Annotated in this window: 24 protein-coding genes; 6 read left to right on the forward strand and 18 right to left on the reverse strand. The window is 68.8% G+C overall.

The window, feature by feature from the left end:
- The first annotated feature begins 57 nt into the window (after nt 1–57).
- The 6 genes from OO71_RS44500 to OO71_RS44520 all read left to right on the forward strand — a co-directional run bounded on the left by OO71_RS44500 (nt 58) and on the right by OO71_RS44520 (nt 4,358).
- Nucleotides 58–366, forward strand: coding sequence for a DUF5994 family protein (locus OO71_RS44500; RefSeq protein ID WP_033296161.1), 309 nt, complete (start codon nt 58–60; stop codon nt 364–366).
- Between the two features lie 159 nt (nt 367–525).
- The gene (locus OO71_RS52785; RefSeq protein ID WP_033296162.1) at nt 526–858 is read left to right on the forward strand and encodes an RGCVC family protein; all 333 of its coding nucleotides are present in this window, start codon (nt 526–528) and stop codon (nt 856–858) included.
- Nucleotides 855–1,016 (forward strand): DUF6307 family protein, encoded by a 162-nt coding sequence (locus OO71_RS51415; RefSeq protein WP_169776627.1) that lies wholly within the window; start codon nt 855–857, stop codon nt 1,014–1,016. The genes OO71_RS52785 and OO71_RS51415 overlap by 4 nt, the downstream gene beginning before the upstream one ends.
- Before the next feature lie 283 nt (nt 1,017–1,299).
- The gene (locus tag OO71_RS44510; RefSeq protein ID WP_033296163.1) at nt 1,300–1,986 is read left to right on the forward strand and encodes a hypothetical protein; all 687 of its coding nucleotides are present in this window, start codon (nt 1,300–1,302) and stop codon (nt 1,984–1,986) included.
- A 471-nt stretch (nt 1,987–2,457) separates the two neighbouring features.
- Complete coding sequence (locus tag OO71_RS44515; protein ID WP_084145755.1) at nt 2,458–3,072, forward strand: alpha/beta fold hydrolase; 615 nt, start codon at nt 2,458–2,460, stop codon at nt 3,070–3,072.
- Nucleotides 3,069–4,358 carry an MFS transporter gene (locus OO71_RS44520; protein WP_051793180.1) on the forward strand — a complete coding sequence of 430 codons (1,290 nt, stop codon included), beginning with the start codon at nt 3,069–3,071 and terminating at the stop codon, nt 4,356–4,358. The genes OO71_RS44515 and OO71_RS44520 overlap by 4 nt, the downstream gene beginning before the upstream one ends.
- 122 nt (nt 4,359–4,480) lie before the next feature.
- Here the strand turns inward: OO71_RS44520 and OO71_RS44525 are convergent, their stop codons facing one another.
- The 18 genes from OO71_RS44525 to OO71_RS44610 all read right to left on the reverse strand — a co-directional run bounded on the left by OO71_RS44525 (nt 4,481) and on the right by OO71_RS44610 (nt 25,763).
- Nucleotides 4,481–5,110, reverse strand: a complete 630-nt coding sequence (locus OO71_RS44525; protein ID WP_033296164.1) for a TetR/AcrR family transcriptional regulator — start codon at nt 5,108–5,110, stop codon at nt 4,481–4,483.
- A 191-nt stretch (nt 5,111–5,301) separates the two neighbouring features.
- Complete coding sequence (locus OO71_RS44530; protein ID WP_033296165.1) at nt 5,302–6,300, reverse strand: phosphotriesterase family protein; 999 nt, start codon at nt 6,298–6,300, stop codon at nt 5,302–5,304.
- Complete coding sequence (locus OO71_RS48100; protein WP_051793182.1) at nt 6,297–6,911, reverse strand: thiamine pyrophosphate-dependent enzyme; 615 nt, start codon at nt 6,909–6,911, stop codon at nt 6,297–6,299. The genes OO71_RS44530 and OO71_RS48100 overlap by 4 nt, the downstream gene beginning before the upstream one ends.
- Nucleotides 6,908–7,426, reverse strand: a complete 519-nt coding sequence (locus OO71_RS44540; protein WP_033296166.1) for a thiamine pyrophosphate-binding protein — start codon at nt 7,424–7,426, stop codon at nt 6,908–6,910. Before OO71_RS44540 ends, OO71_RS48100 begins: the two co-directional genes overlap by 4 nt.
- A 7-nt stretch (nt 7,427–7,433) precedes the next feature.
- Nucleotides 7,434–8,375 (reverse strand): transporter substrate-binding domain-containing protein, encoded by a 942-nt coding sequence (locus OO71_RS44545; protein ID WP_033296167.1) that lies wholly within the window; start codon nt 8,373–8,375, stop codon nt 7,434–7,436.
- 51 nt (nt 8,376–8,426) lie between these two features.
- A complete protein-coding gene (locus tag OO71_RS44550; protein WP_033296168.1) occupies nt 8,427–8,843 on the reverse strand; it encodes a RidA family protein in 417 nt (138 codons plus the stop codon).
- Nucleotides 8,844–8,881: 38 nt separating this feature from the next.
- On the reverse strand, nt 8,882–10,255 hold the full coding sequence (locus tag OO71_RS44555; protein WP_033296169.1) for an amidohydrolase family protein: 1,374 nt from the start codon (nt 10,253–10,255) through the stop codon (nt 8,882–8,884).
- On the reverse strand, nt 10,252–12,255 hold the full coding sequence (locus OO71_RS44560; protein ID WP_051793184.1) for a hydantoinase B/oxoprolinase family protein: 2,004 nt from the start codon (nt 12,253–12,255) through the stop codon (nt 10,252–10,254). Before OO71_RS44560 ends, OO71_RS44555 begins: the two co-directional genes overlap by 4 nt.
- Nucleotides 12,252–14,333, reverse strand: coding sequence for a hydantoinase/oxoprolinase family protein (locus tag OO71_RS44565; RefSeq protein ID WP_033296170.1), 2,082 nt, complete (start codon nt 14,331–14,333; stop codon nt 12,252–12,254). Before OO71_RS44565 ends, OO71_RS44560 begins: the two co-directional genes overlap by 4 nt.
- Before the next feature lie 101 nt (nt 14,334–14,434).
- Nucleotides 14,435–15,205: an amino acid ABC transporter ATP-binding protein gene (locus tag OO71_RS44570; RefSeq protein ID WP_051793191.1), complete on the reverse strand. Its 771-nt coding sequence runs from the start codon at nt 15,203–15,205 to the stop codon at nt 14,435–14,437.
- Nucleotides 15,206–15,276: 71 nt separating this feature from the next.
- On the reverse strand, nt 15,277–16,182 hold the full coding sequence (locus OO71_RS44575; protein ID WP_033296171.1) for an amino acid ABC transporter permease: 906 nt from the start codon (nt 16,180–16,182) through the stop codon (nt 15,277–15,279).
- 29 nt (nt 16,183–16,211) lie between these two features.
- A complete protein-coding gene (locus OO71_RS44580) occupies nt 16,212–17,150 on the reverse strand; it encodes a transporter substrate-binding domain-containing protein (protein ID WP_033296172.1) in 939 nt (312 codons plus the stop codon).
- Between the two features lie 2 nt (nt 17,151–17,152).
- Nucleotides 17,153–20,563 carry a molybdopterin cofactor-binding domain-containing protein gene (locus OO71_RS44585; RefSeq protein WP_084145761.1) on the reverse strand — a complete coding sequence of 1,137 codons (3,411 nt, stop codon included), beginning with the start codon at nt 20,561–20,563 and terminating at the stop codon, nt 17,153–17,155.
- Nucleotides 20,560–21,066, reverse strand: coding sequence for a (2Fe-2S)-binding protein (locus OO71_RS44590; RefSeq protein WP_033296174.1), 507 nt, complete (start codon nt 21,064–21,066; stop codon nt 20,560–20,562). Before OO71_RS44590 ends, OO71_RS44585 begins: the two co-directional genes overlap by 4 nt.
- Nucleotides 21,054–21,980: a CobW family GTP-binding protein gene (locus tag OO71_RS44595; RefSeq protein ID WP_033296175.1), complete on the reverse strand. Its 927-nt coding sequence runs from the start codon at nt 21,978–21,980 to the stop codon at nt 21,054–21,056. The genes OO71_RS44590 and OO71_RS44595 overlap by 13 nt, the downstream gene beginning before the upstream one ends.
- 2 nt (nt 21,981–21,982) lie before the next feature.
- Nucleotides 21,983–23,170, reverse strand: a complete 1,188-nt coding sequence (locus OO71_RS44600) for an amidohydrolase (protein ID WP_051793186.1) — start codon at nt 23,168–23,170, stop codon at nt 21,983–21,985.
- The gene (locus OO71_RS44605) at nt 23,160–24,848 is read right to left on the reverse strand and encodes an amidohydrolase (protein ID WP_033296176.1); all 1,689 of its coding nucleotides are present in this window, start codon (nt 24,846–24,848) and stop codon (nt 23,160–23,162) included. Before OO71_RS44605 ends, OO71_RS44600 begins: the two co-directional genes overlap by 11 nt.
- Nucleotides 24,849–24,914: 66 nt before the next feature.
- Nucleotides 24,915–25,763, reverse strand: coding sequence for an IclR family transcriptional regulator (locus OO71_RS44610; protein WP_162186187.1), 849 nt, complete (start codon nt 25,761–25,763; stop codon nt 24,915–24,917).
- Nucleotides 25,764–26,583 lie beyond the last annotated feature (820 nt).

A 26,583-nucleotide genomic window follows, 5' to 3' on the forward strand; every position in this document is an offset into this window, starting at 1 on the left:
TCGGCATTTGCACGACGTAGGGGCGCCGCTGCGCGCGACCTCGGAACGTGTATCGGGATGACCGTCGTGCGCCAGCGGGAAACCAGCCCGGAAGGCAAGTTGGGACCGCCTTCCGCTGCACGGCGGACCGTGCGCTTGGAAGGATTCCGCTCCACTGATCCGCACACGATCATGGCGCCCGGCACGGACTCACGGCGGGTCAGCCTGCTCGTGGTGCCGCCGGAAACGCCCGGCGGAATGGCGCGGGCCGTGCTCCGCTCGGCCGCGGCAACTCCACCGCCACGGCCGGGGAAATCCTGTTCGGCAACGGCGTTCCCGGGCCCGGCCGTGATGCCCGGTGAGCTACCGGGTTCCGTACGCGTGTAGTGTCGGTGATGTCCGGGAGCATCCCGTATCCGGGCGCTTGAGCCCGCATCATCCCCTGTTCCTCGTAGTTCGCCTGGTCTTCGCGCGCCACGTGGTAACGATCGCGGCACGCCGGTCTTCCCGTCCCAGCCTCCGGTGGTTGCCGGAGTCTGGAGCGTCATGACCTGCATCGCCATCGACATCCGGCAGATCCTCGGCGTCGCCGAGCTCGATGGGTGCGGGAAAGCGACCCTGGTGGAGCTGACCGGCATCCGGCTGCCCGGCCCGATGGAAGGGGCGATGGTCCGCCGAGCCGATGCGGAACGCGCCGGAATCGTCAGCGCCGGGGGCGAGTCGCCGTCCGCTCCCGGCTGCCCGGTCTGCCCGCACGAGCGGGACGCGCACGACCTGATCGCGGACCGCTTCTGCACGGCGACCGCGGCAGGCGGATACCTCCGCGGATGTGCCTGCGCCGCAGGAAGCCGCGAAACGAGAAAGAGGAACCACCCATGACCGCCGACGTCGTCTTCGTGTCGCGCTACGACCAGCGCGTCGCCCAGGTACGGGACCTGCTCAAGCAAGACACCGGCCTCACCGACACCGCCTGCCAGGCACTGGCGGTGCGGCTGCTGCACCTGCTCGACGAAGCACCGGAGAAGCTGCGCCGCTGACGCCGTCCGGCGGGCAGTGCCCAGACCACAATCGAGCAAAGGGGCCCGGTACAGCAGCTCACTCCCGGCGTCGTCGCGCGTTCGCGGAACGTTGCGCGGCACAGTCGAGGGTGCTGGTCGATTGTGCTGATGGTCCGCGGCATGGGGATGGTGAGGCGTGATGGCTGAGTTCGACACACCGTTGCTGATCTCGCCCAGCTTCAGTCGGCGTCGTGCGAACTGCGGAGCTCAGGCTGTGCTCCTGAAGGGACCGGTCCCGACGCGGTGATTGCATACTGGCCGCATGGCGGTGAAGAAACTGAACGTTCACCAAGACGTACGCGCGCGGCTCGGCAACGCACTGATCGACGAGCTCGCGGCACACATGTACGCGGTCGACTGTCAGACGTGCGGGCACGCGCTGGGCAGATTGCGGGCGCCCGCGCTCGGTGTGCGTGACTTCGGCGAGGTCGCCAACGCGACCCTCAACCACCGCCGGTGCCTGAAGCAGCCGTGGGTGTCGGCTGCGGAACCGCGGCTGTCGGGCCCACGCCACCTGAGCTGGCGGACGAAGATCCTCCAGCTCGACAGCGACCGCAAGCTGTTGTTCCTGGTCAACCCGTCGCTCGAGGGGGCGACGCTGCTGCCGGGGGAGGGCGGCTGGCGGTACGGCACTGTCGAGTACCGCGTCCGGTCCGGCATGCGGACCGACGACGATCCGGGGTTCGTCGATGCGATGACCGCCCGGCTCCTGCCGGAGGGCCACCTCGAGGTGGAGTTCGCGCCGGTGGCGGGGGTACCCGCGGAGGTGTGGCGGTGGACCATCCCGGCGGTCCATCCCTTCGCAGCCGTTCTGCGGTCGCTCGACCAGGTACTGATCGCCATCACCACCGCGCTGGACCTCGACGCGCCCACGACCGGCGACGCGCTGGAGCAGGCGATCGTGGACGGGCGGGTCGCGTTCGGGTCGGCGGAGCTGACCCGAACATGACGGCTGGGGACGGTGCACAACCGAGGTAGGCCCAAACGCAGCGGGGCGGTTCTCCTGGTATCCGCTTGTGCCGCAGCACCCCGTGTCAGCTGGGCGCGCCGATGGGTGCGCCCAGCTCGATAGACGGATCGTGGGCGACGAACGAGGCTTCTCTCACGGGCTCCGAGTTGTTGATCTCTGGGCAGCGTCTGGTAGCTGCGCAACGTCCGGTCGGATAGAACAGCGGCGCTGCCGTGTGGGCCAGCCAGTGCGGGGCGTGTCCAGTGAAGAACCTCATGACACCCGTCCTGCTCAGCGACGCGGCGGGTCCACCGCTCACACTGGTTGTTCCGGTCACGCCGCGCAGCTCTTGGTCGTGACATGCTGGCGCTTTGTCGTGCGGCCGAGCTACGCCCTGCCCTCGGCTGTACGCGGGGAGCTTCGCGATGAGCCGGCTCTCGCCGCTGGCGTTTCTGCCCCGTCGTCGACAAGCTGCGGAAGGGAGCGTTCACGAAGGTCGTGCTGGCCGGGCATTCGCTCGGGTCGAGTGTGGTATTCGACGTCGCGTCGAAGTACCCGGGTGATGCTGACGGCGTGATCATCACCGGCATGGCGCACCGCTTCGGCGCGGGCATCGCGTCGGTGTTCCCGGCGCTGCTGTGGCCGGCGCTCACCGAACCGCGATTCCACACTCTCGGCCCGGCGTACCTCACCACCCGGCCGGGTACCCGGGGAGAGTTGTTCTACGACACGGCGAATGCCGATCCCGAGGTGATCGCCACCGACGAGGTGACCAAGGGCACCACCGCTGTGCCCGAAGCCGCGACCTTCCTGCCGTACCTGATCGACGGTACGACCAGCCGCATCCACGTGCCTGCGCTGGTCGTGCTGGGGCAGCAGGACCGGCTGTTCTGCGGCGGTGTCACCGGCACCGACTGCACGAGCAGCCGGACTTTGCTCGACCAGGAACGGCCGTGCTATCCGCCGGATGCCGGGCTGGAGGCGTTCGTCCTGCCGGATGCCGGGCATGACATCAATCTTCAGCGGGGTTCTCATGTTTGGTTCGACGTCGTCGGTGAGTGGCTGTCCCGGCGGTTTCCGTCGTGACGGCTGCAGTGCGGCCGATGGTGATCGTCGCCGCGTGCGCCGGGACATTGATCGAATTTTACGATTTCACCGTCTACGGCTACCTCGCCGTGACGATCGGCCGCGTGTTCTTCCCGTCCGGCGACAGCGCGGCGGCCACTTTGTCGGCGCTTGCCGTGTTCGCGCCGGCGTTTTTCGTCCGACCGCTCGGTGGGCTGCTCTTCGGCAGCCTTGGCGACCGCTTCGGCCGCCGGAACGTCCTGTCGGCCACCATCCTGATCATGGGCCTCGCGACCACGGCAATCGGACTGCTGCCCACGTACGCGACGATCGGCGTGGCCGGGCCGGTCCTGGTCGTGCTGGCCCGGCTGGTCCAAGGACTGGCGGCAGGCGGCGAACTGGGCGGCGCACTCACCTTCATCGCGGAGTCCGTTTCCCCACGCAGGCGCGGATTCCTGACGTCGTTCACCCAAGTAGGGTCACACGGTTCGGCGGCGCTGGGCGCGATCGTGGTAGCCGTGGTCACGTCTTCGGTGAGCCAGGAACAGTTCCTGACGTGGGGCTGGCGCCTGCCGCTGCTGATCGCGTTGCCGCTGGCCGCAATCGGCCTCTTCATCAGAACGAAACTGGCGGACACGCCGGAGTTCACCGCCCTGCGCCGCGACGGCCACGTCACGCGCGCCCCCATCAGGCAAACCCTCCGCGAAGGACGGTCGGCTCTGGTACGGATCTGGGGCCTGATCGTGCTGCAGACCGTGTCCGGGTACTTCTGCATCACGTTCCTCTACCTGTATCTTTCGCACTACCTGGGTTTTTCCGTCCGGAGCGCCTACTGGGCGACCGTGGTCGAAGTCCTGGTCGGCATCGCGACACTCCCGCTCTTCGGCTGGCTGGGCGACCGCTGGGGCCGCAAACCGCTCCTGCGCGCAGGAGCGCTGGGGTGGCTGGTGCTGGTGTACCCGATGCTCGCGCTGATGGGCACCGGCAGCTACCCCGCAGCCCTCACCGCGGCGGTGGTGCTGTTCCTGCTCAACTGCGTCTACGCGCCATCAGCCTTCGCCACGATCACCGAACTCCTCCCGACGCGGTTTCGCTTCACCGGCGCAGCCCTGGGGATCAACGTCCCGCTCGCCCTTTTCGGCGGCAGCGCCCCGTATGCATCGGCTTGGCTGATCGAACATACGGGAAACAGCCGTTCGCCTGCGTTCTTGATCGGTGGTGCCGCGGTGATCGCGTTGTTCACCACGGGGAAGATTCCGGAAACCGCTGTCCGGAATGGTGACACTCGGATGCGGATCGCCGGTTGATGTGCTGCGGACCCGGCTGGCCCGTGGCCGTGTCTTCGGCTCGGCCACGGCCGCAAAACCCGGGCCGCTGGGTGACCGTCGCCGCCGGTCTCCCAGGCCTCCCGGCCCGGCCGCTCGGAACGTCAGCCGGCCGCCGCTGCGGTCTTGCGCCGTCGGCCGCTGCCGATGACCAGGTCGCAATACGCCTTGGCCAGGTCCTCCGGTGACCGTTTGTCCCCGGGCTCGTACCACTGCGCCGTCGCGTCGACCATGGCGGTCAAGGCCCGGCGGCCGAGGTCGGGGTCAGCCGGGCCGATACCGTCGGCGGCCATGCGGTCGAAGAGGCCGCCGAGGACGTCGTCGAACGTGTCCAGCCGGGCGCGTACCTCGGTGAAACGCTCGTCCGGCCGCACCGACCTCCACTCCTGCCCGAAAACGATCACGTGGTACCGGAATTCGAGCACGTGCCGCAGCCACCCCCGCACCAGCGCCCGCAGCTGGCGATCCGGGCGATCCGGGGTTTCGAGCGCCTCCTCGGTGATCGCCGCGAGCGGCTCGGTGAGCTGCTCGAACAGGCTGACGAGGAGGTTCTCCTTGCTGTCGATGTAGTGGTACAGCCCGCCCGGCTGAAGGCCGGTGGCCTCGACGAGCTCGTTGATCGACGTCGCGTGATACCCCCGGTCGGCGTACACCTGCGCGGCACTGCCGAGCACAGCGGCCCGCCGCTTGTTGTAGCGATCCCGCAGACGCGGGCGGCTCGGTGGCTCGGGCATACCCGCAGCCTAGCGGTTCATGCCGGCAGAAAAAACACCGGCGGATCATTCTGACTTCGCACGGCTCTTCGAAGTTCCCGCGCGGACCGGCCCGACGTCTCCGCCAGGGGAAGGGCCTCGCCGAACCGCTCGAGAAGGCGGCCAGGTGCTGGATCGGCCCGATAGTGTCCCGGCTTCGGCACGTGATGCGCTCAGAAGGCCTCGTGGGGCAGCCTCCGCCGGCACCTCGCCGACACCCGGCGACCGAAGATGCGGAGGGGGTTTTTCATGAGGATCTGCTGTGTCGCCTCAGCTCCGAGCCGGGCCTTCATCAGCGGCACGAAGTCGGTGATCAGGGTGGCCGCGTTCCCCGAATAGGCCGGGTCCGGGAGGCGGGCCAGTGAGGCGTCGTTGGAGACGAGCACGCGATCGCCGTACCCGGCTTCGCACAGGGCCGACACCTGGTCGAGGAGCACCTTCTCCGGGTCGGCCAACGCATACGGCTCCGGCCGCTGTACCGACATTCCGTCGAACTGCAGGTTGACGCCCCACCGCAGTGCAGTCAGATGCTCTTCTCCGCTGGAGAATTCCCCGTGTCCCCAGACGATCTGGCGCGGGTCGAGGAGGTCGGTCGACACCAGGCGGAAGGCTTGCTCGAACGCGGCGAAGTCGAGGGCGTGCACGCACAGGGCCGCGCCGGTCATCGAGGCGGCCTGGGCTGCCGCTACGAGGACTCGCCGTTCGGCCGAGGTGGGGCCGCCGTCGAGGGCGGTGACTTTGATGAACGTCGCGGTCACCGGGGTGTTTTCGATGCCGGACCGGAGCTCGTCGACGAACACTTTCGCCAGCTCGTCGGTGGTTGCCGTGCTCAGCGACGGGGGCAACGCGCCGGCGCCGACCCCGGTCGCGGCGGCGATCTTCACGCCGGACCGCTTCGAGACGTCCCGGAGGAACAGGATGTTCCGCCCCATCCCGATGGCCGTCCAGTCCACCAGCAGGGAAACACCCACGGCACGCAGCTTGCCGAGCTCGGCCACGACGTGCCGGCTGGTGGCTTCCCAGTCGACGTCGAGGTAACTGTCGTGTGCCGGGCCGTGGGCGTCCACGCACACGTGCTCGTGTGCCAGCACGTACCCGACCTCGTCCGCGGCCACCGGGCCGGTCACAGTGTTGATCACCCAGTCCGAAGGGGCGAAAGCCGAAAGGTTCATCTGACGTCTCCAGGCTGGGTTGCGCGCTCGAGCATGTTCCGCTTGAAATTGATGGCGACCTCGGCGATGTCCCGGTCGGGGCGGGGCCGCCGGCCGTGGTGGCCGGAATCGTCGTGCACATCGAGTTTCGCCACGATGACGTGCGGGCCCGGAGTCCGGAGCGCGTGCTGCAGCCCGGTCTCGAACGCGGCGAGCGTGTCGGCCTCGCTGACCTGGCCGGGGGGCAACCCGCAGGCCAGCGCGACGGACCGCAGCGAAGTCCCGCATCCGGTCACCGTAGCTCGCCTGCCGTCCGCCGTGCTCGCGTACACCTGATCGTCCATGACCAGCAGGATGAGATTCGGCGGCTGATATCGGCCGGTGGTGGCCAGGATCGTCATTCCGGCGACCAACGACCCGTCCCCTTCGAAAGCGATCACCTTTTCCTCCGGGCGCGCGATGGCCAGCCCGAATGCCATCGCCGCCGAATAGCCCAGCTCCATGTTGTAGAGCGTCGCCGGTTCGTATCCGCACACGTAGAGTGCCCCGGAGAGCGCGCCGGGGCCGGCGATCACCGGAGCGCGGCCACGCAGCCGGTGCACGACGCGCGCTGCCTCGTATCGATCAATCACGGGGCCACCATCCGATCGAGCAGGTTCGCGGGAACGATGAAGCCCACTGCCGTTTTCTGCGATGCGCACGTCTTGAGTGCCTCGTGGACGGCCCACCTGGGATCGGTGCCCGGCAGCAGGGTGTGATGCGGGATGTCGAGGCCGCGAAACACGCCTTCGGCGGCCAGCGCCGACGCCTGGTGGTAGTCGTGTTCCTCGCCGAAGACGCGGCTGTGCCCGGCAAGAACGAGCGCGGGAATGCGGCACACCCGCATCCGGGCCAGGATCAGGCCGCAGTAGCCGACCCCCGAACCCTCCATGGCGACAACGGGAGTCTTCCCGCCCAGCCACGCGCCGGCGGCGATCGCCATGCCTTCGTCCTCCCGCGCGCAGATGACGCTTTCCACCGCCGGGTTCTTGGCCAGCAGTTCGATCACCGGCGTCAGCACCCGCTCGGGAAGGGACACGCAGAAGTCGACACCGCCGTCCATCAGGCCGGCGTAGACCTCGTCCGCAATGGATTCACCGTCAGCCATTGCGCACTCACTTCCCCGCGGGTACGGCGGCCAGGTCTTTCGGGCCGAGCTGGTTGATCGTGATGGCCGAGACCGCGTCCGCCGCCACCCCGTACTTGTCGAGGATGCGGTGGTAGGTACCGTTTTCGTGCAGCTTGACCAAACCGGCCTTGATCGCGTCGAGAAGCTCGGACTGCCCCTTCTTGACGGCGAACCCGTCGGCGAAGTTCACCGTCCCGCCCAGGCCCTCGTCGTCGCGGACGGAGGCGTAGGAGCCGCCGCCGTCCACGGTCCGCGCGAGGAAACCGGTCAACGCTTCGGACTGCACCATCGCGTCCGACTGCCCGGCCTTGATCGACAGGTAGGCCGCCGCGTTGTCGGGATACTCCCGGGTCTTGATCGCTTCCTTCCCCGCGGCCACGCACTTCTTGCTGCGGTCGGCAACCACTGCTTCGGGCGGGGTCTGCCCCTGCACGAGGGCGACCCGCCGGCCGCAGAGATCGGCTGCTCGCTGCACCCCGTGCGGATTGCTTTTGGGCACGAGGACCCCGAAGGGAACCTTCAAGTAGACGACGAAGTCCGCGACGGCAAGGCGTTCGGCGGAGGGCAGCAGCACGCCGGTGGCATCGATCTTCCCGGACTGCAGTGCCGGGATCAGCGACGCGGACGTCAGGCGGACGAATTCGATCTTCAGCCCGGACAGGGTGCCGAGTTCCCGGTACAGATCGATGTCGATCCCGGTCAGCTGCTCCTGCGGGTCCATGAACTGCAGCGGCGGGTTGGGGACCTTCAGGCCGACCGTGAGGGTGCCGCGCTCCTTGACGGCGGCCGGAAAGGCCTCCGCGAGCAGTGCCTTCCCGGTATTTTCGGTCTTGCCGTCACCGGGAGCGGCACACGCCGTCAGTGCAGCGGCGAACAACACCGCCGAAGCGGCGGATGTCCCGGCGGTGCGGAAACGGGAAAAGCGCATGGAAAACTCCGATGAGTGAGCGGAAGATACGGGCCAGGAAAGGAATTGCGGTCACGCGGGCGGAACAAGGGCCGGGCGGCTGCCGAGGAATGCCGTGGCCTCGATCTCGACGAGCAGCTGCGGGTCGGCCAGCGCGCTGACCGCCACCGACGTGTTGACCGGGCGGATCCGGGCGAACACCTCTCGGTGCGCGCGGGCGAATTCCGGAAAGCCGTCCGGCATCGTCAGGTACGCCCGAGTCTGGATGACCTCGGCCAGCGAACCACCCGCTTCCTGCAGCGAGGCAGCGATCTTGCCGAGCACGAACTTGGTTTGCGCATACATGTCCCCGGGCGCCACGACGGTGCCGCCGTCGGTGGCGGTCGTGCCGGCGACCATGATCAACGACCCGCACCGGACGACCCTGGCGTACCCGGCCAGTTCCTCGTTCGGCCAGGTGGAGAAATAGCGCTGCGCAGTTTCGGGCATCGCACCGAATCCTTTCCGTAGCCGCCACCCAGGGGCGGTCAGAACACCGGCCACTTCGGCTTCAAGTCGATTCCCGACCTCGTCATCACGGTTTCGCGGGCCCGCCGGCTCGCCTGCCACAGTTCGGCCGGGTCGAAGCCGGTGGCAACCCGGTCTTCGACGAGTACCCGGCCGTCGACGACAACGGTGCGCACGCTGGAGGAATCGGCCGCATAAACGAGATTCGCCACGGGATTGAAGTACGGATCCGGCTGCCAGGCCGGACCCGTCAGGTCGAGCGTGACCAGGTCGGCCCGTTTGCCAACCTCGAGGGATCCCACGCGATCGTCGATCCGGAGTACCCGGGCGCCGTCGATGGTGGCCATTTCCAGCGCCCGGTAGCTGCCCGCCGCCAAGGGATCGGCCGTGACGTCCTTGTGCGCGGCCGCGGCCAGGTACATCACGCGGATCAGGTCGAGGAACCGGCTGACGGCCGCCGCGTCCGTGCCGAGACCCACGACGACCCCGGCGTCGAACATCTTCGGGAAGCCGCCGGACCCGACCACCCCCATCGCGCCCACCATGCTGGCGGAAGGGCAGTGCACGACCCGAGTCCCGGTCGCGGCCAGCAGCTCGGCTTCGGCCTCGGTGACCGCCCCCATGTGCACCAGGGCCAGGTGCGGCCCGAGGATCCCGAGCCGGTCCAGCCGCTCGATGTCCGACGGCGGGCGCTGCGGCTCGTTGCCCAGGATGAGATGCATCTGCACGGAGCCGCCGCAGCGTTGCGCGGCCGCGCACATGCCGATGCGTAGCTCGTCCGAGGTGGTTTCCATGTCCCGCAAGGAAAAACCGGCGCTGATCCGGCCATCCGCCCGGCCGTCCCATGCGTCGTGGAACGCGGCACTCGCGGCCAGCACCTCCTCGGTCGATTCCAGCCGGGCACTCGCCGTGGGCATCGACGCGGTGCTCCGGTCCTGCGACGAGCGGGCGACGACGCCCCGGATGCCGATTTCCTCAGCCGCCGCACACACCGCTTCGGGGTGCGTGCTGCCCGGATCGGCGAAACAGGTCGTTCCGTTGAGCAGCATCGCGGCGAAGTTGCCCATCGCCGCGGCCTGCGTGTCCGCCGCGGAGATGGCTTGTTCCAGCGGCCGGATGCGGTTTGCGATGCGCCACCGCACCGGGACGTCGTCGGAGAATCCCTGGGAGAGGAAGTGCACCGGGTGGTTGTGCGCGTCGATGAGCCCCGGGATCACCAGCCGGTCCGTGCAATCCACCCTGCGCGCGGCCGGGTACTGCCCGCGCAGGTCGGCGGACTTGCCCACCGCGACGATGGCGCCGTCCGTGACCGCCACCGCACCGTCGCGGATCATCCGCCGTTCCGGGTCCATCGTGACGACATAACCGCCGTCGAAGAGCAGATCCGCGGTCATGACGCGACCTCGTCCGCCCGGCGCGGGAGCACGGCCCGCGCAGCCGCCCGGTCACCGCCGGTGGCGCGGAAGATCTCGTAGGCGCGGACCAAGTAGTAATGCCGCAGTTCCGGCCGGACCCGTTCGTGCAGTTCGGCCAGCAGCTCGTCGTGGAACTCCGGCGGGAACTCCCGCTCGAAAGCGAGCCGTTCGCTGCCCACCGCGAACTCCCCGGGAGCCGGCGCGGTGCGGGACCTCAGCTCGCGTCGTTTGCGTGCGGTCCCTTCGTAATCGATCTCGTGGCCGTCGATCAGCACGCCGTAGACCTGTTCCGCGTGGCCGGCGTCGATGTACTCGTTGAGCACGTCGGCCAGCACCGCCTCGGGGGCGCGCTGCAGCGGCTCGCCGAACCCGCCGCCGCCCGCACTGATCATCCGGACGGTTTCCCCCGGCTGCAGGCGCAGCACGTCGATCTTGCCGAGGTGCCGTTCCCGGCCGGTGCCTTCGTCGACGATGATCCGGCTCAGGCTGCCCGGTGCTCCGCCCCTTCGCCCCCACGGCCGGAAGACGTTGCGTTCCCAGCCACGCGCGGTCAGCACGCTGTCCGGGACGATGGCTTCGACGCACATGTCGCGGCCCAGCCCGCCCCGGAACTCCCCGGCCGCGGGTGCCTCGTCGGCGAGCCGGTAGTGCCGCAGGACCACCGGCAGCTCGGTCTCGATGACCTCCGCGGGGATGTTGCGGGTGAACCCCGCCAGGATCCCGACCCCGTCGACCGCGTCCTTCCCGGGCCGGGCACCCGAACCGCCCCCGAGCGGCGAGACCACGTTGACGATGCGCTCGCCCGTTTCCTCGTCGAAGACCGACATCGCCATCACCCCGCCGATCCCGGCTTCGGCGGCCGGGATGACCCCGGCGACGGCCTGCGCCCCGCCGGTTCCCTCGCACGCCTGCGACAGGGCCCCCAGCAGGGTTTCGAGCGCCCGCAGGCCGGTGGCGAACCGGACCCCGACCGGGGCGGGCGCCACCGGCGTCAGGATCGTTCCTTCCGGGATCACCACCCGGATCGGCCGCCACAGCCCCTTGTTCAGCGGGGCATGCGGGCTGAGGGACAGGAAGAAGCCGGCGAGGCCGCCGGTGAGGAAATGGTGGTTCCGGCCGAACGTCGCGAGGTTCATCGCCGCCCGGACCTGCGGGTCGGTGCCCGTGTAGTCGATGGTCATCTCGTCGCCCCGGACCGTCGCCGCCACCGAGATGCGGGCGGGCGGCATGTCGATCATGTCCAGTTCGAGGTAGTCGTGGAACCGGTAGCTGCCGTCCGGGATGCGCGTGATGATCTCCCGGCTGACCGTCTCCGCGTAGTCGAGGACCTGGTCCCGCGCGGCTTCGACGACGTCGATGCCATACCGGTCGATCGTCTCGGCCATCCGGTCCTCGGCGACGTTCATCGCGGCGTTGAGCGCGTTGAGGTCACCGCGGTTGGGCAGCGGAATACGCGAGTTCGCCAGGAAGAGGTCCATGACATCCGTGTTGAGCTCGCCCGCCCGGTAGAGCTTCAGCGGCGGGATCCGCAGGCCTTCCTGGTGGATGTCGGTGGCGGTCGGGCTGATGCTGCCGGGGGCGATCCCGCCGACGTCCGAGGAATGGATGAAGGTCCAGACGAAACAGACGATCCGCCCGTCGTGGAAGATCGGTTTGAGCAGCTGGATGTCCGGCAGGTGGCTGGCGAGGCCGCCGCTGCGGAGGTACGGGTCGTTCGAGATGACGACGTCGCCGGGGACGAGATCGTCGAACACGCGCACGGCCTGCTCGAACGGTGCCGCCACCATGAACGACACGCCGATGTCCTTGGAGTATGCGAACATCTCGCCGTCGCAGGTGACCAGGCCCATGCCGAAGTCCCACGCTTCCTTCACGAAGGGCGTGAACGAGGAGCGCCAGATGTTGCGCCCCATTTCGGTGACGATTCCGGTGAACCGGTTGTTGAGGATTTCCAGGGTCACCTGGCTCACGGGGGTCATCGGGCTCGCCTTCCGATCAGGCTCGTGCTCGGGTCGACGGTGACGGTGAAGCCGGGCGGGACGAACGTCGTGGTGTCGTACTGCGCGATGATGGCCGGACCGGCGAAGGTCCCGCCGGTGCCGAGCGAGTCCCGTTCGTACACCGCGCAAGTGATGAACCCTCCGTCCAGATAGACGTCCCGGGTTTCCTGCGCTTCGGGCACCTGCGCCGAGCCGGCGACCACGGGTGCCTCGGTGACCTGGGTCGGCGCAACGGCCGTCACGCGGAGATTGACGAGGTCGACGTTGGTGCTGAGGTTGCCGATGCCGAACTGGGCGACATACGCGGTTTCGAACTGCCGGACCATACTGGTGGCGAGCTTGTCCGTCGTCTGATCGAACCCGTCCAGCGGCACTTCGATGGTGAAAGCCTGTGCGGCATAACGCATGTCGGCCGAGAAGACCAGCGAGTACTCGCCCGTGCTCCGGTTTTCCCGGTCGAGCCAGGCTTGCGCTTCCTGCCCGAGCGAGGCCAGCCACCCAGCGATCGCCGGGGACGAATCCTCCAGCGCCGTCTGCCGCACCTGCAGGTTGACACTGCGGATGAAGTCGCTCTTCACATCGGCGACGAGCGCGCCCAGCGCACACAGCGTGCCGGGCCGCGGCGGGACGATCACCGTGTCGATCCCGACCTCGCGAGCGAGCAGGAACGCGTGCGTGGGACCGGCGCCGCCGTAGGCGACCAGCGCGACCTGGTTGCGGTCCACCCCGGCCTGGGCCAGCTGCGGAATCAGCTTGGCGTACATGTTCGACGTGGCGACGTGCAGGATCGCTTCGGCGAGCTGCACCGGAGCCATCTTCTCGCCGAGCAACGCGGCCGTTGCCGCGAGCGCGGCCCGGGATTCCTGCGGGTGCAGCGGCATCTTGCCGCCGAGGAACCGGTCCGGGTGGAGAATGCCGAGCTCGAGGTAAGCGTCGGTGATCGTGGCTTCGCGCCCGCCGAGCCCGTAACACGCCGGTCCCGGGTCCGAGCCCGCGCTGCGCGGGCCGACCTTGAGCACACCGGAGCTGTCGAGCCACGCGATGGACCCGCCACCGGCGCCGAGGGACTGCACGTCGACGGTCGGCAGTACCAGGTGGAAATCTCCCACCACGCTGTCGGTGGACATCCGTGGCTCGTTCCGGATGATGGCCGCTTCGGTGCTGGTGCCGCCCATGTCGATGGCGACGACGTCTTCGAAACCGGCCCGGTGGGCGATGTAGCGTGCCGCGACGACACCGGCCGCCGGCCCGGACAGCAACGTCTCCACCGGCCGCTGCTGCGCTGCTGCCACGCTCATGATCCCGCCGTTGGACTTCGTGGAATACACGCGGCTCGTGATGCCTTCGCGGTGCAGATCGCCGAGCAGCGAGGTGTAGTACCGCTCCATGCCCGGCCCGACGTGACAATTGATGAGCGCGACCATGGCCCGCTCGTATTCGCGCATTTCCGGCCAGACCTCCGAGGAGGCGCACACGAAAAGGGCACCGGCTGTCTCCCGCACGATCTCGGCGGCGCGCAGTTCGTCCTCGGGATATTTGTAGGAGTGCAGGAAACAGATCGCGACGGCGTCCACGCCGGATTCGAGAAGCTCCTGGGCGGCCCTGCGCACGCCTGCCTCGTCGAGGGGTTCCCGGCAGGTGCCGTCCGCGAGCCGGCGGCCCCGGATCTCCTTGACGAAGCGCCGCGCGGTCAGCGGAACCGGCAGCTCCACCAGGTAGTTGTAGACATCCGGAAGGCGCGCCCGCCCGAGCGTCAGCAGGTCGCGAAAGCCCTCGGTGACGAGCAGCCCGACCTTGGCCCCGCTGCGCTGCAGCAGGGTGTTCACGCCGATCGTGGTGCCGTGCATGATCTCGTGCACGGCGGCCGGGGGAACGCCGAAGTCCGTCCGCAGCTGGTCCAGTGCGGCGAGGACGGCCCGGTGGGGCTCGGCAGGTGTCGACGGAGTCTTCACCACGTGCTGCCTGCCGGAGCCCGCATCGAACGCGACGAGATCGGTGAACGTACCGCCGACATCGATTCCGATCCGTACTCCGGTGGCATTTCCTGCATCCGACATCGGGCAGCTCGCTCTCTGTTCGCCGGAAAAGGGCATGCGACATCACCGCGGGTGCCGCCGGGAAAAAGCGGCACCTGCGTTCTCGGCAGTGCTCGGCCGGGCTAGAGAATCCGCTCCAGGAATGCCTGGGTCTTGGCGTGCGTGGGATTCTCCAGCAGTTCCCTGGCCGGTCCGCTCTCGACGACCTGGCCGTCGGCCATGAAGGCCACCCGGTCGGCGACCTCGCGGGCGAAGCCGATTTCATGCGTGACGACCAGCATGGTCATCCCGTCGGCCGCGAGTTCCTTCATCACGTTGAGCACGTCACCGACGAGCTCGGGATCCAGCGCCGAGGTCGGCTCGTCGAACAGCATCAGCGACGGTTTCATCGCCAGCGCCCTGGCAATGGCGATCCGCTGCTGCTGGCCGCCCGACAGCTGCCGGGGGTAGGAGCCGGCCCGGTCGGCGAGCCCGACCCGTTCCAGCAGGACCATCGCCTCGGCCTCGGCCTGCTTCCGCGGCACGCGTTTGACGTTGCACGGCGCCAGGATCAGGTTCTCCATCACGGTCATGTGGGAGAACAGATCGAAGTTCTGGAAGACCATGCCGACGACGGCCCGCTGCCTGCTGATCACGTCCTCGGGCAGCTCGTACAGGTCATGCCCGTCCCGCCGGTAGCCGAGCAGCTCACCCTGGACGTAGATCTCGCCGGCGTCGATCACTTCCAGGTGGTTCACGCAGCGCAGCAGCGTGGATTTCCCGGAACCGGAGCGGCCGAGCAGGCAGACCACCTCGCCGCTGCGCACCTCGAGGCTGACCTCCCGCAGGATCTCGTTGTGCCCGTAGCTTTTCGACACCCGATCGACGATCAGGATCTCCTTGCGGCTGTCCATGGCCGTGACCGCTCCTGCAGGCTGTGCGGTGGGGTGCCGTCCGTTGTCGACGGCGGTACTCGCATCGTTGTTCATAGCGCACTCCGGGGCACAACCTGAAGGGACCGGGTCGACTTCGCATAGTGCTTTTCGATCTTGCTCTGGGCGAAGGACATCACGCTCGTGATCGCCAGATACCACAGCGCGGCCACCGTGAGCAGCGGGATCACCTGGTAGTTCTGCCCGTAGATGTGCTGGGCGGCGGTCATCAGCTCGGCGCCGCCGATGATCGACACGAGCGACGTGCCCTTGAGCAGGTTGATGAGGTTGTTCCCGGTCGGCGGGATGATGGCGGGCATCGCCTGGGGGAAGACCACCTTGCGGAAGACCGCGCTCCGCTTCATGCCCAGTGCACGGGCGGCACGGCCCTGGCCGGGATCGACCGACAGGATGCCCGCGCGGAACACTTCCGCCGTGTACGCCGCTTCGATCAGGGTGAGGCCGATGATGGCGGCGATGAACGGGGTCAGGACCGAGTTGGTGTCCACTTCCACGAAGTTGATCGAGGTGAACGGGACCCCGAGGACGATCTGCGGGTAGAGGACCGCGAAGAACCCCCAGAAGATCAGCTGGACGAGCGGCGGAACCGACCGGAAGAACCAGACGTAGAGCCGCGCACCGGTCGACAGGACCCGGTTGCCCGACAGGTACATGACCGCCACGACGAGCCCGAGCAGAAGGCCGATCACGAACGAGACGACGGTCAGCACCAGGGTGATCAGCACGCCGCGGACGATCTGGTCGTTGAACAGGTACTCGCGGATCAGCGGTACCCCGAGGTTCTCGTTCCGGTACAGCGACGTGATCAGCAGGCCGAAAAGCAGGATCGCCACGGCGGCGGCCAGCCATTGGCCGTAGCGGCGGCGAACCCGCACCCGCGGTGCCGGGTGTTCCGCGGTTTCCGCGGGCGGTCCGCCGCGGATGCTCGATGCGGTCATGGCTCAATCCCCAATCGGAAGGACATCGGCTACTTGCCCCGGTCGGCAGGGGCGAGATCGTTGATCGAAATGGTGCTGACCGCGTCGTTTTCCACGCCGTACTTGTGCAGCACCTTGACGTACTCCCCGTTGTCCACGAGCTTCTGCAGGGCCTTTTGCAATGCTTTCAGCAGGTCCTGGTTGCTCTTGAGCACGCCGTAGGCGTCGGTGAAATACACCGTGCCGCCGAGACCCTGGAGGTCGGGCACGGACACGAACGCCGAGCCGTTGTCCGCCGTCTTGGCGATGTAGGCGGTCAGGGCTTCCGATTGCACGAACGCGTCCGCGTCCCCGCTCTTCACCGCGAGCAGCGGGCTGCTGTTGTCGGAGTAGAGCCGCGTCTTGATTTCGGGCTTGCCTTTCTGCGCGCATTCTTTCTGCCGGTCGGCCACGATCGACTGCGGCGGCGTCGAACCTTGCACGAGGGCCACGGTGTGGCCGCACAGATCGGAGACGCCCTTCACGTGGTACGGATTCTTCTTGGGCACGAGGACCCCGAACGGCACCTTGAAGAAGACGGCGAAGTCGGCGATGGCCCGGCGGTCGGGCGACGGGAGTACGGTGCCGGTCGCGTCCGCTTTGCCTGCCTGCAGGGACGGCATGATCGCGTCGAACTTCACGTTGGTGAATTCGACCTTGAGCCCGGCCAGCTCACCGACCTTGCGATAGAGGTCGATGTCGATTCCGCCGAGCTGGTCGCCGTCGAGGGTCGCCATCGGCGGCGCGGGAGCGGTGAGGACCACCCGTAACGTGCCGCTGTCCCGGATCTTGGCCGGAAAGGCCGCTCGCACCTCCTTGTCGACGTTCGGCCCGGGAGTGCCGTCGCTGCCCGGCGACGTTCCGCCGCAGGCGGACAGCAGGCCGGTCAGCAAGAGCGCGGTGGTCGCCACACTGGCCCGGACGAGGGTGCGAGTTGTCGTGATACTCATCTTCAACCTCTTTGTTGATTATGATTTCGAACAAGTCCCGGCACGGAAATTTCGTTCTCCGGTGGCAGGTCGGGTACTCCTGTCCCGGCTTGGGCCTCCTGAAGGGATCTTCGCGTGCAGCGGGCGAGCAATGCCGACGCGGCAACCGGCTTCCACGCGGTCCCGGGCAGCGGGTGCGCCTCGGCAGTCCACGCACCGGCGGCCCGCTCGATCAGCTCGTCCGTCGCGCGCTGCCCGAGCAGCGCCTGTTCAGTCGCCGAAGCCCGGTAGGGAGTCGGGGCGATCCCGCCGAGCACGGCCCGGCATTCGGTGACCGCACCCGCAGTCGCCTGCACGGAAACGCATGCGGACACGAGGGCGAAACCACCGTCGTACAGCTGGAGTTTCTCGAAGGTGGTCGTCCTGCGCAGGGCAGCCGCAGGCACGACGAGATGGGTGATCACGTCGGCGTGCCCGAGGACGGTTTCGCCCGGTCCCCGATACAGCTCGCCGATCGGCATGCGCCGGGCCCCTTGTGGGGTCGCCAGGTGCACGGTCGCGTCCATGGCGGACAACGTCGTTGCGAGGTCCGAGGGTGTCGTGGCCTGGCAACGGTGGGCGCCGAGGGCAGCGTGGTAGAAGCGATGATCGCCCAGCACCGCGTAGCAGGGACAGGTGCCGCCACCTCGTTTGTAGCACGCGAATCCGTTGCGGAAGAAGCCACATCGCTTTTCCTGGCACAGATTTCCCGCGACCGTGGCCGTCGCGCGGAGCTGCGCGGTGGCGATCGTGCCGATGGTCTCGGCGAGCGCGCTGATCTCGTGCCGGCGGGCGAATTCCGCGAGCTGGGCGAGGGTGACTGCGGCCCCGATGACCAAGTCCTCGCCGGGCGGGTGGGTGAGGCGGGTCAGCTCGGGCAGCCGGGTGAGGTCGACGAGCAGCGACTCCGACCGGATGCCCTGTGCCCGCGCGACAAGCAGATCGGTACCGCCACCGAGCGGCCGGGACCGGGGTTGCTCCTGCAGGGTGGCAGTCGCGGCGGGGACGGTCGGTGGCTGGTGCAGGCGGATCGGTTCCGGAGGCCGTTGCGGCCGGGCGAGCCGGGTCCCGTATCGGTGCAGGAGCGCGTGCAGCCCGTGCGGATAGGCCCACCGCATCGCGGAAATCCACCAGCGGTGAGGGTCCCACCGGAGGCCGGCGGGCCGTTCCGGAATGCCGAGCGCGCTCAGTACCTTGTCCGGGGTGATTGGCAGCTCGCGGACCCGGGCACCCACGGCGTGCGCGACCGCGTTCGCCACGGCGGCGGGAATCGGGGACAGGGCGATCTCGGCCAGTCCCTTCGCGCCGAGTGGCCCGGTGCCGTCCGCGGACTCCAGGAAGACCGGGGTGATGTCGGGGACGTCGACCGCGCGGGGCAAGGCGTACTCGGTGTAGCTGCCGTTGGCCAGTTTCCCTTCGGCGTAAGTCAACTCCTCGCCGAGCGCGGCGCCCAGCGCCATCGCCACACCGCCGACGACCTGTCCGGCCGCCCCGGTCGGATTGACGATGGTGCCGGAATCGTGCACGGCCACTACTTTCAGTACCCGCACCCGTCCGGTCGCGCGGTCGACCTCGACTTCCACCGCGTGGGCGGCGAACGAGTAGGCGGGGGAGAGATTGCCGATGCCGGACGGGTCGTCGGCCAGGGGCAGGTCGACGGTGTGCCGGTAGGAGAAACCCAGCACGCCGTCGACGGTGTCCGGGGCGGCCGTGACGAGATCACCGATGCTGATGGCGTCGGCGCCCGCGCGGACCATGCCACCGTCGAGACGGACCGATGCCGCAGGGGTCGCGAACTTCCCGGCGGCGAGCTCCCGCAGGTACTCGGCGGCGGCCCGGCCTGCGCCGAGCGCGGCGTTGCCGGTCATGTAGGTGCCTTTGGACGCGCCGGCGCCTGGGTCGTACGGAGTCTGCGCGGTGTCCTGGTAGACGACCTCGACGTCGGCCGCATCGAGGCCGAGCTGGCCGGCGACCAGGATCCCGGCGACGGTCGACTGTCCGGTGCCCGGGTCGCCGGCGCCGGTCCGCACCCTTACCGAACCGTCCGTGCCGAGTTCCACGCGCGCTTCGGAGTACGTCGCATACGGGGTACCGAGTGCGCCGGAAACGTGGATGGCCGCGGCGATGCCGACTCCGCGGCCGCTTCCGCCGAGTGCTCGTTTCGTTTCCCAGCCGATCCGGTCGCGCGCGGTCTGCAGGCACTCGATCATCCGGGCACTGTCGATCTCCCAGCCGGCAATGGTGCGGTCACCCGGCCGGTTCGCGTTCCGGATCCGCAGCTCGACCGGGTCCTGCCCGAGCTGCGCGGCGAGCTCGTCGAGCTGCGACTCGATCGCGAACACCGCCTGTGGACCGCCCGCGCCCCGGAATGCGCCACCCGGCCGCCGGCTGGTGTAGTAGGCGGCACCGCTGACCCGTGCCGCGTCCAGCCGGTACTGCGAGGCGAGCACCAGGCTGCAGAAGTTCAGTTCGTTGCCGGCGGCCTGTGCGTAACCGCCGGCCTCGACCTTGACGTCGGCTTCGCGGCTGATCAGGCGTCCGTCCCGGGTCGCGGTGGTGGCGAGGTCGACGACGAAGTCGTGGCGGTGCTTGGTGTGCGCGAACTCGTCGGCGCGGGTGAGGGCCAGCCGGACGGGACGGCCGGTCTTGATCGCCAGCGCCGCGGCGAGCACTTCGACGTCACCGGGCCGTACGCGTGAGCCGAAGTCGCCACCCGCGGCGATCCGGTGCAGCCGGATCCGGTCTTCGCCGAGGTCGAGCAGGTGCGCGAGTTCCCGCCGGACCGTGCGGGTGCCCTGGGTGGGGGTCCAGATGTGCAGGCATTCGGCGTCCCACCTCGCGACAGTGGTGTGCGGTTCCATGCAGGCGTGCGCCTGGCTGCCGAAGCGGTAGCGCCCCGAAACCGTGACCGGGCCGGGGGAGGCGGGCGCCTCGCCGAATGTGCGGTCGAACGAAACCGCCACCCCGCGCGAATCCCGCGACCGCAAGGCCGGGTCGGCATCGAGCGCTTCGTCGAACGAGCGCAGCCGCGGCAGCGGGGCATAGCGGACCCGGATGCGAGCCAGTGCCGCACGGGCCTGTTCCTCGGATTCGGCGGCCACCGCAGCGATCTCGTGCCCCACGAAACGCACCGTGTCGCGCGCGAGGGCCGGCCGGTCGCCGATGCCGTAGTCGAGGTAGCGCCGGTCCGGCAGGTCGGCCGCGGTGATGACCGCCTGTACGCCGGGCATGCGCTCGGCCGCGTGCACGTCGAGCTGGGTGATTCTGGCGTGCTCGTGCGGACTGCGCAGCACGGCAGCGGCGAGCATGCCGGGCAGCCGGAGGTCACCCGCGTACCGGGCGCTGCCGTCGGTACGCGCCTGCCATTCGGCGTGCCGGACGTGAGGCATTCTCATCCGCACTCCTCGCCCGGTCCGGCCATCCGGATGCCCTGCACGATCGCGGAGTATCCGGTACAGCGGCAGATGTTTCCGGCGAGCTGGTGCCGGAGCCCGTGGTCGTCGGCGGGCACCTCGCCGGCGCGCAGCAGGGCCGCGGCGTGCACGAGCTGCCCCGACGTGCAGAACCCGCACTGGAAGGCCCCGGCGTCGGCAAACGCTTCCCGCAGCCGCGCCGTTTCCCCGGCAAGTCCTTCGATCGTCTCCACCGGGCCGCGGACGCGAGCGGCGAGCGTGATGCAGGCGAGTACCGGGGTGCCGTCCACGAGCACCGTGCACGCGCCGCATTCCCCGTTGCCACAGGCCAGTTTCGTGCCGGTCAGGCCGAGCCGGTCGCGCAGGAGCTCGAGCAGGACCGCGCCGGGAGCATGCCGGAGCAGGTGCCGGGTCCCGTTGACCTCGAGCTCGGTGTCGGTGGTGGCGGTGCGGTCCCCGGCCCGCCGCCGGCTCAGGCGCCGCATGCCGCGAACTCCCGTTCCAGTGCGGCTTCGTCGAGCCCGGCGCCGATCAGCACGAGGACCGACCGGCCTGGCTGCGGCTCGGCGCCGGCCGGCAGGTCGTCGAGGTCAACCGAACCGGACACCAGGTGCACGGCCTTCGCGGCGGCGCTTCCGGCGAGGTGCACGACTCCCTTGGCGCGGATCACGGACGAGGGCAGGCCGGCGAGCCAGCCGCGCAGCCGGCCCGCGTCGAGCTCGCGTTCGGTGCCGACGGTGACGCTGGCGAACCGATGCTCGCCGGGTCCGTGGGTGCTGGGCGATCGAACGCCGTCGGCCGGGGCGCGCCGCTCGTCGAACACCGCTGCCGCCGGGACTTCGCAGCGGACTGCGGTCAGCTGGGTGGCCGCGGCGTTGACACGGCGCAGGCCTTGCCGGATCAGTTCCAGCACTTCGCCGCCGACCAGGTCGGCCTTGTTGATGATCAGCAGATCGGCATGGGTGAGCTGGTGGTACGCGGCTTCGGCGTGTTCCAGGTTCGCGTCGAAGTTGGCGGCGTCGACGCACGTCACGGTGCCGGTGAAGGTGACCCGGCCGGAAAGCGGCGGGCTGACCAGCGATTCGATCACCGGCCCCGGGTCGACCAGCCCGCTGCCCTCGACGAGGATGTGGTCGAATCCGGGCCCGGTGGTCAGCAGCGTGTCCACCGCCCGGATGAGGTCACCGCGGCTCGCGCAGCACACGCACCCATTGGCCAGTTCCAGCACACTGCCGGTGCGATGGGTGATGAGCGAGGCGTCGATGCCGAGTTCGCCGAACTCGTTCACGATCACCGCGAGGCGGCCCGGCGGCCGCGCCGTGAGCAGATGGTTGACCAGGGTTGTCTTGCCACTGCCCAGAAAACCGGTCACCAGCGTGAGTTTCGTCGTGGTCGCCATCGCTACGCACCTGCTCCCGACATCGAGGCACCGGCCAGCAGCCGGGACCGCACGGACGGCCGGTCCGCGAGATCGACGATGGTGGCGGCCAGCAGCGACGCACCGGCGAGCATCGCGTCGTCCGCCGCCGGGGTGGCACACGCCCTGGTGAAGTCCGGCTGATGGTTGACCACCGGCCAGGTACCGAGACCGACGAACGGGTGCAGCATCGGTATCGCTTGGGAGACGTTGCCCGCGTCGGTGGAGGCCAGGAAACCGGCGACCTGCTCCTCGGGATCGAACTCGCGCCCCGCGGTCACCGCGTTGGCCCGGTACAGCTCGGCCAGCTCGGGATCGGCCCGGAACTCCGCGTACGGCCGCTCACCGCCGCGCAGTTCCACCTGACATCCGGCGGCCAGTGCACCACCACGGAAACAATCCGTGACGCGGGTCCGGACGTCGGACAGCGCGGCCAAGGTCGGCGCGCGCAGAACGTACTCGGCCCGGGCCGACGCGGGGATGATGTTCGGCACTTCGCCGGCAGCGGTGGTGATGCCGCTGATCCGGATGCCGGGGTCGATGTGCTGACGCAGCAAGCCGATCGCGATCTGCCCGATGGCGAGCCCGTCGGCGGCGTTGCGCCCGCGCTGCGGTGCCGCGGAGGCGTGCGCGGCCTGACCGGTCACCGCCACGTCCATGGTGGACGCTGCGATCATGGCCGGGGAGACGGCTTCGAACGGGGTCGGGTGGATCATCAGCGCGGCGTGCACGCCGTCGAAGCCGCCCCGCTCCAGCATCAGGATCTTTCCGCCGCGGGACAGCACTTCCTCCGCGGGGGTGCCCAGTACGGTGATCGTGAGGTCCAGCTCGTCGGCAACCGGGCCGAGCGCCCGCGCCGCGGCGTAGGCGGCGGCCGCGATCATGTTGTGCCCGCACGCGTGTCCGATGCCGGGGAGGGCGTCGTACTCGGCGACCAGCGCGACGTTGAGGCTGCCGCTGCCGAGCTGCGCCCGGAAAGCCGTCGGCAGACCACAGATCCCGGCCTCGACCGAGTAGCCCTCGGCAGCCAGCGCCTCGGCCAGCCAGCGGCTGGCGTCGGCCTCCTCGTAGCCGATCTCGGGCCGGGCGTGCAGGGCATGGCTCAGCCTGACCGCGTCGCTGCTCCCGTGGCGTACCCGGCCGGCCGCGCGATCCTTCTGGTCAGCGCTCATGGACGAGCTCCCCGCCGACGTAGGTCTGCAGCACCTTCAGCTCCGCGACCTCCTGGTCGGAACAGGTGAGGATGTCCCGGTCCAGCACGGCGAAGTCGGCGAGCTTGCCGGTTTCGAGCGAGCCGCGGACGTTCTCCTGCCAGCAGGCGTACGCGTTGTTGATGGTGTACATCCGGAGCATCTGCTCACGGGTGATTTCCTGGCCCGGTGCCAGCACCCCGGCGAGCGTGTCCCCGGTGAGTGCGGCGTACTGGCTCAGGAAAGGACGGTCCGGGTCGTAGACCACGGCCGGGTTGTCCGAGCCGCCGGTCACCATGAGGCCGGCGTCGAACCAGTCCTTGAGCGGCATTCCCCAGTCCCGCACGGTGCGCTTCCACGGGTCGTGCTCCGACATCTTGGCGATGCGCACCTGCTCCATGATCTCGTTCATCCGCATGGACCGCGCCGACGCGTAGTAGGCCAGCAACGGATTGGCGGCGAGGGTGACGCCGAGTTCACGCGCCCGTTCGTAGTGATCGCGTTGCTGCAGGCCGAAACCGTGCTCGAAACTGAGCCGGCGGCCGTCGATCGGCCTGGTCTTGGCCGCTTCCTCCAGCGCCGAGATCACGATCTCGGCGGAGTCGCCCGCGCCACCGGTGTTGATGTGGATCGCCATGTTCCAGTCCCGGCGGTTGTACTCGGTGATCAGGAACCGCAGCTTGTCGGCGGAGTAGGCCCACCAGCCGTCGTTGACCACGACGAGCTTGATGCCGTTGAGCCGCAGCATGTCGTCGCCGAGGTGCTGCCGCGGCCCGAAGTAGGAGTCGATGGCGGTGAGGATCTCGTCGTTCGGCAAGTACCGGGCAGGCAGCCCGAGAATGAGGTCGGTGCGGATCTTCAGCAGGCCCCGCCGGCGTGCCTCGACGAACGAGTCGAGCTCGTCGACCGACGTGCCCATGTCGCGCACGCCCACCACTCCGCACGAGTGGTAAATGCGTTGCTGCGCCATCAGTGCCTCGATCTGCATGTCCTGGTCGAAATGCAGGAAGTCCCACTTCTTGATCGGCTGCCCGGCCGCCTTCCACCAGGCTTTGCGGGCCAGGTCGCCCGCGCCCGCGATGAGGTGCCCGGTGGGCTCACCGGCCCCGTCGCGCACGATCCAGCCTTCCGGCTCTGCCGGATGCGGGGTGTCGCGGGTGATGCCGGCGAGCCGCAGGGCATAGCTGTTGCAGATGACGTTCTTCCCGGACTGGAAGATGTACACCGGATGATCCGGCGCCACCTTGTCCAGGTCGTGCCTGGTGGGAAAGCGACCGTCGGCGAGCGCGCCGCGGTACATGCACGAGGTGCCGATCCATTCGCCCGCGGGCGTGACGTCGACCCGCGCCTTGATCTCCCGCAGGATCTCGTCGATCGACTGCAGCGTGGCAATGTTGACCTTCGCGGCGCCCCCGAGTGCATCGAGGCCGGCCAGCACGAAATGCACGTGGTTGTCCATCTGTCCGGGCACGACACAGCGGCCCTGCAGGTCGACCGTCTTCGTCCGGCGGCCGGCCAGTGCCCCGATCTCGTCGCTCGTCCCGACCGCAACGATCTTGCTGTCGAACACGGCGATCGCTTCGGCGACGGAGAAGGCACCGTCGACGGTGACGATCCGGCCATTGGTGAGAACGAGGTCAGGAGCAAACTCGACAGGCACTGCATTGCCTCCATGGTTGAGGGTTTTGCCGGCAGGCGGCGGGAGCACACCGGCCGTTTCCGGCTGTCAACCGAGCAGTTCCGCACTCGCCGGCCCGGTCAGGTGGCGGTTGCCGGCACCAGCAGGCAAGAGCTGGGAGATCCGGGCCGCCGTCTCGACCAGCGCGGGTGCGACGGTCTGGGTCATCTCGGCCATCGAGACCAGTGGAGTCGGCATGACGACGTTGACTGCGGCGACCGGATAGCCGTCGGGGCTCATCAGCGGGGCAGCCACCGAACGCACGCCGAGCGTGGTCTCCTGGTCCATGACGGCGAACCCGCGTTCGCGCGTCTGTGCCAGCATCTCCTGCAGCTCGCCGGGTGACGCCGCCGCGTACTCGGTTGTTGCCTGGAACCGGATCTCGCCGATGACCTCGGCGCGTTCCTGCTCCGGCAGGTAGGCGAGCATCGCCTTGCCGAGCGAGGACAGCTGGATCGGCAGCCGGTCTCCGATGTGCACGTTGACCCCGAGCCGGTAAGTGGCCCCACGCAGGCAGTCGATGAACATCACTTCCGCACGGTGGCGCACCGCCAGGTTCACCGACTGCCCGAACTGCTCGATCAGCGCGACGAGGTGCGGACGGGCGAGCTGGCGAAGATCGAGGCTCTGCAACGCAGCGTAACCCAGCGTCAGCACGCATACTCCGGGCCGGTACCGGCGCGTCTGCGGGTCCTGCTCCAGGTAGCCGAGGTCGTACAGGGTCGACACCAGCCGCTGGGTCCGCCGCTTGTCCATCTCCAGCATCCGTGCCAGCTCACCCACGCCGAGCTCCGGGCGGTCGGCCGTGAAGGCGGCCAGCACCCGCAAACCGGCGGCCAGCGAAGCCACGAAGTCGCCTCGGGAGGGTAATGCACTATTTGCATCAGCGGTGCGCATGCACTGCATGTTACGGCCGTCATGACCAGTGCACAAGCCCGGGTGTGCGGTCGACAGGCTCACGTGGGGCCGGGTCCGGCTGCGTCGCGCCGGGGTCGTGCTCGGCTCGGTGCGGAGCAGGTCAGCGGGCGAAACAGTGACGATGTTCCCCGCGGGCGAGGACTGCCTGCGGGAGGTGATCCATGCGTTCGACGTTCAGGGCACGGGCGTTGGACCCAAGATCCTGCGGTGGCCGACCGGCTGAATCCGGTCCAGCCGCCGTGAATTGATCTGCCGCGTCGCCCGCAGCGACGCGAAGGGGCTGGGGCCGCCCTTCGTCACCCGGCGGCCTCACGAAACTGGTCGCAGATCCGTGCGGACACCATCGGCTGGCCGTGTCCGCCGAGACCGTTCGACCACCCTGCGCAAGGCCGGCGTCAGCTGGCAGCGCACGAACCGTGGAAGGTGACCGTGACCCGGACTTCGCCACGAACGGCCAGGATCATGGACCTCTGCAACCGCCTCTCCGTGACCGGCACGCTGTCCGCAGTTGCTCGACTTCTGCACGCAACTCCCGTGCTTCCCTGCCAGTGCAGCGGCGTTGGCGCAACCGGCATAGCCACCCGTCGCTGCATGACTGGGCAGCGGGCTGTGCCGCCACCAGCTGCTTGACGGTCCGATCGACGTTCTTCGGGCCGAACAGCTCCCCAATCCAGCCGTTCACCGCATCCCGCAGTGGCTCTTCCCTTAGAGTTCCTAACAAGTTGATCACTTGTGGTGCGTGAAGGTTCATGATCGTTGATCATGAACGGGTGAGGAAAGGTGAACAGCCACCGTGGAT

It is taken from the genome of Amycolatopsis jejuensis, assembly GCF_000717335.1.
Taxonomy (GTDB): domain Bacteria; phylum Actinomycetota; class Actinomycetes; order Mycobacteriales; family Pseudonocardiaceae; genus Amycolatopsis; species Amycolatopsis jejuensis.

Coding starts and splice junctions, on each gene's coding strand:
- OO71_RS44500 (WP_033296161.1), top strand. CDS start 58: ATGACCGTCGTGCGCCAGCGGGAAACCAGCCCGGAAGGCAAGTTGGGA.
- OO71_RS52785 (WP_033296162.1), top strand. CDS start 526: ATGACCTGCATCGCCATCGACATCCGGCAGATCCTCGGCGTCGCCGAG.
- OO71_RS51415 (WP_169776627.1), top strand. CDS start 855: ATGACCGCCGACGTCGTCTTCGTGTCGCGCTACGACCAGCGCGTCGCC.
- OO71_RS44510 (WP_033296163.1), top strand. CDS start 1,300: ATGGCGGTGAAGAAACTGAACGTTCACCAAGACGTACGCGCGCGGCTC.
- OO71_RS44525 (WP_033296164.1), bottom strand. CDS start 5,110: ATGCCCGAGCCACCGAGCCGCCCGCGTCTGCGGGATCGCTACAACAAG.
- OO71_RS44530 (WP_033296165.1), bottom strand. CDS start 6,300: ATGAACCTTTCGGCTTTCGCCCCTTCGGACTGGGTGATCAACACTGTG.
- OO71_RS44540 (WP_033296166.1), bottom strand. CDS start 7,426: ATGGCTGACGGTGAATCCATTGCGGACGAGGTCTACGCCGGCCTGATG.
- OO71_RS44545 (WP_033296167.1), bottom strand. CDS start 8,375: ATGCGCTTTTCCCGTTTCCGCACCGCCGGGACATCCGCCGCTTCGGCG.
- OO71_RS44550 (WP_033296168.1), bottom strand. CDS start 8,843: ATGCCCGAAACTGCGCAGCGCTATTTCTCCACCTGGCCGAACGAGGAA.
- OO71_RS44555 (WP_033296169.1), bottom strand. CDS start 10,255: ATGACCGCGGATCTGCTCTTCGACGGCGGTTATGTCGTCACGATGGAC.
- OO71_RS44560 (WP_051793184.1), bottom strand. CDS start 12,255: ATGACCCCCGTGAGCCAGGTGACCCTGGAAATCCTCAACAACCGGTTC.
- OO71_RS44565 (WP_033296170.1), bottom strand. CDS start 14,333: ATGTCGGATGCAGGAAATGCCACCGGAGTACGGATCGGAATCGATGTC.
- OO71_RS44570 (WP_051793191.1), bottom strand. CDS start 15,205: ATGGACAGCCGCAAGGAGATCCTGATCGTCGATCGGGTGTCGAAAAGC.
- OO71_RS44575 (WP_033296171.1), bottom strand. CDS start 16,182: ATGACCGCATCGAGCATCCGCGGCGGACCGCCCGCGGAAACCGCGGAA.
- OO71_RS44580 (WP_033296172.1), bottom strand. CDS start 17,150: ATGAGTATCACGACAACTCGCACCCTCGTCCGGGCCAGTGTGGCGACC.
- OO71_RS44585 (WP_084145761.1), bottom strand. CDS start 20,563: ATGAGAATGCCTCACGTCCGGCACGCCGAATGGCAGGCGCGTACCGAC.
- OO71_RS44590 (WP_033296174.1), bottom strand. CDS start 21,066: ATGCGGCGCCTGAGCCGGCGGCGGGCCGGGGACCGCACCGCCACCACC.
- OO71_RS44595 (WP_033296175.1), bottom strand. CDS start 21,980: ATGGCGACCACGACGAAACTCACGCTGGTGACCGGTTTTCTGGGCAGT.
- OO71_RS44600 (WP_051793186.1), bottom strand. CDS start 23,170: ATGAGCGCTGACCAGAAGGATCGCGCGGCCGGCCGGGTACGCCACGGG.
- OO71_RS44610 (WP_162186187.1), bottom strand. CDS start 25,763: ATGCGCACCGCTGATGCAAATAGTGCATTACCCTCCCGAGGCGACTTC.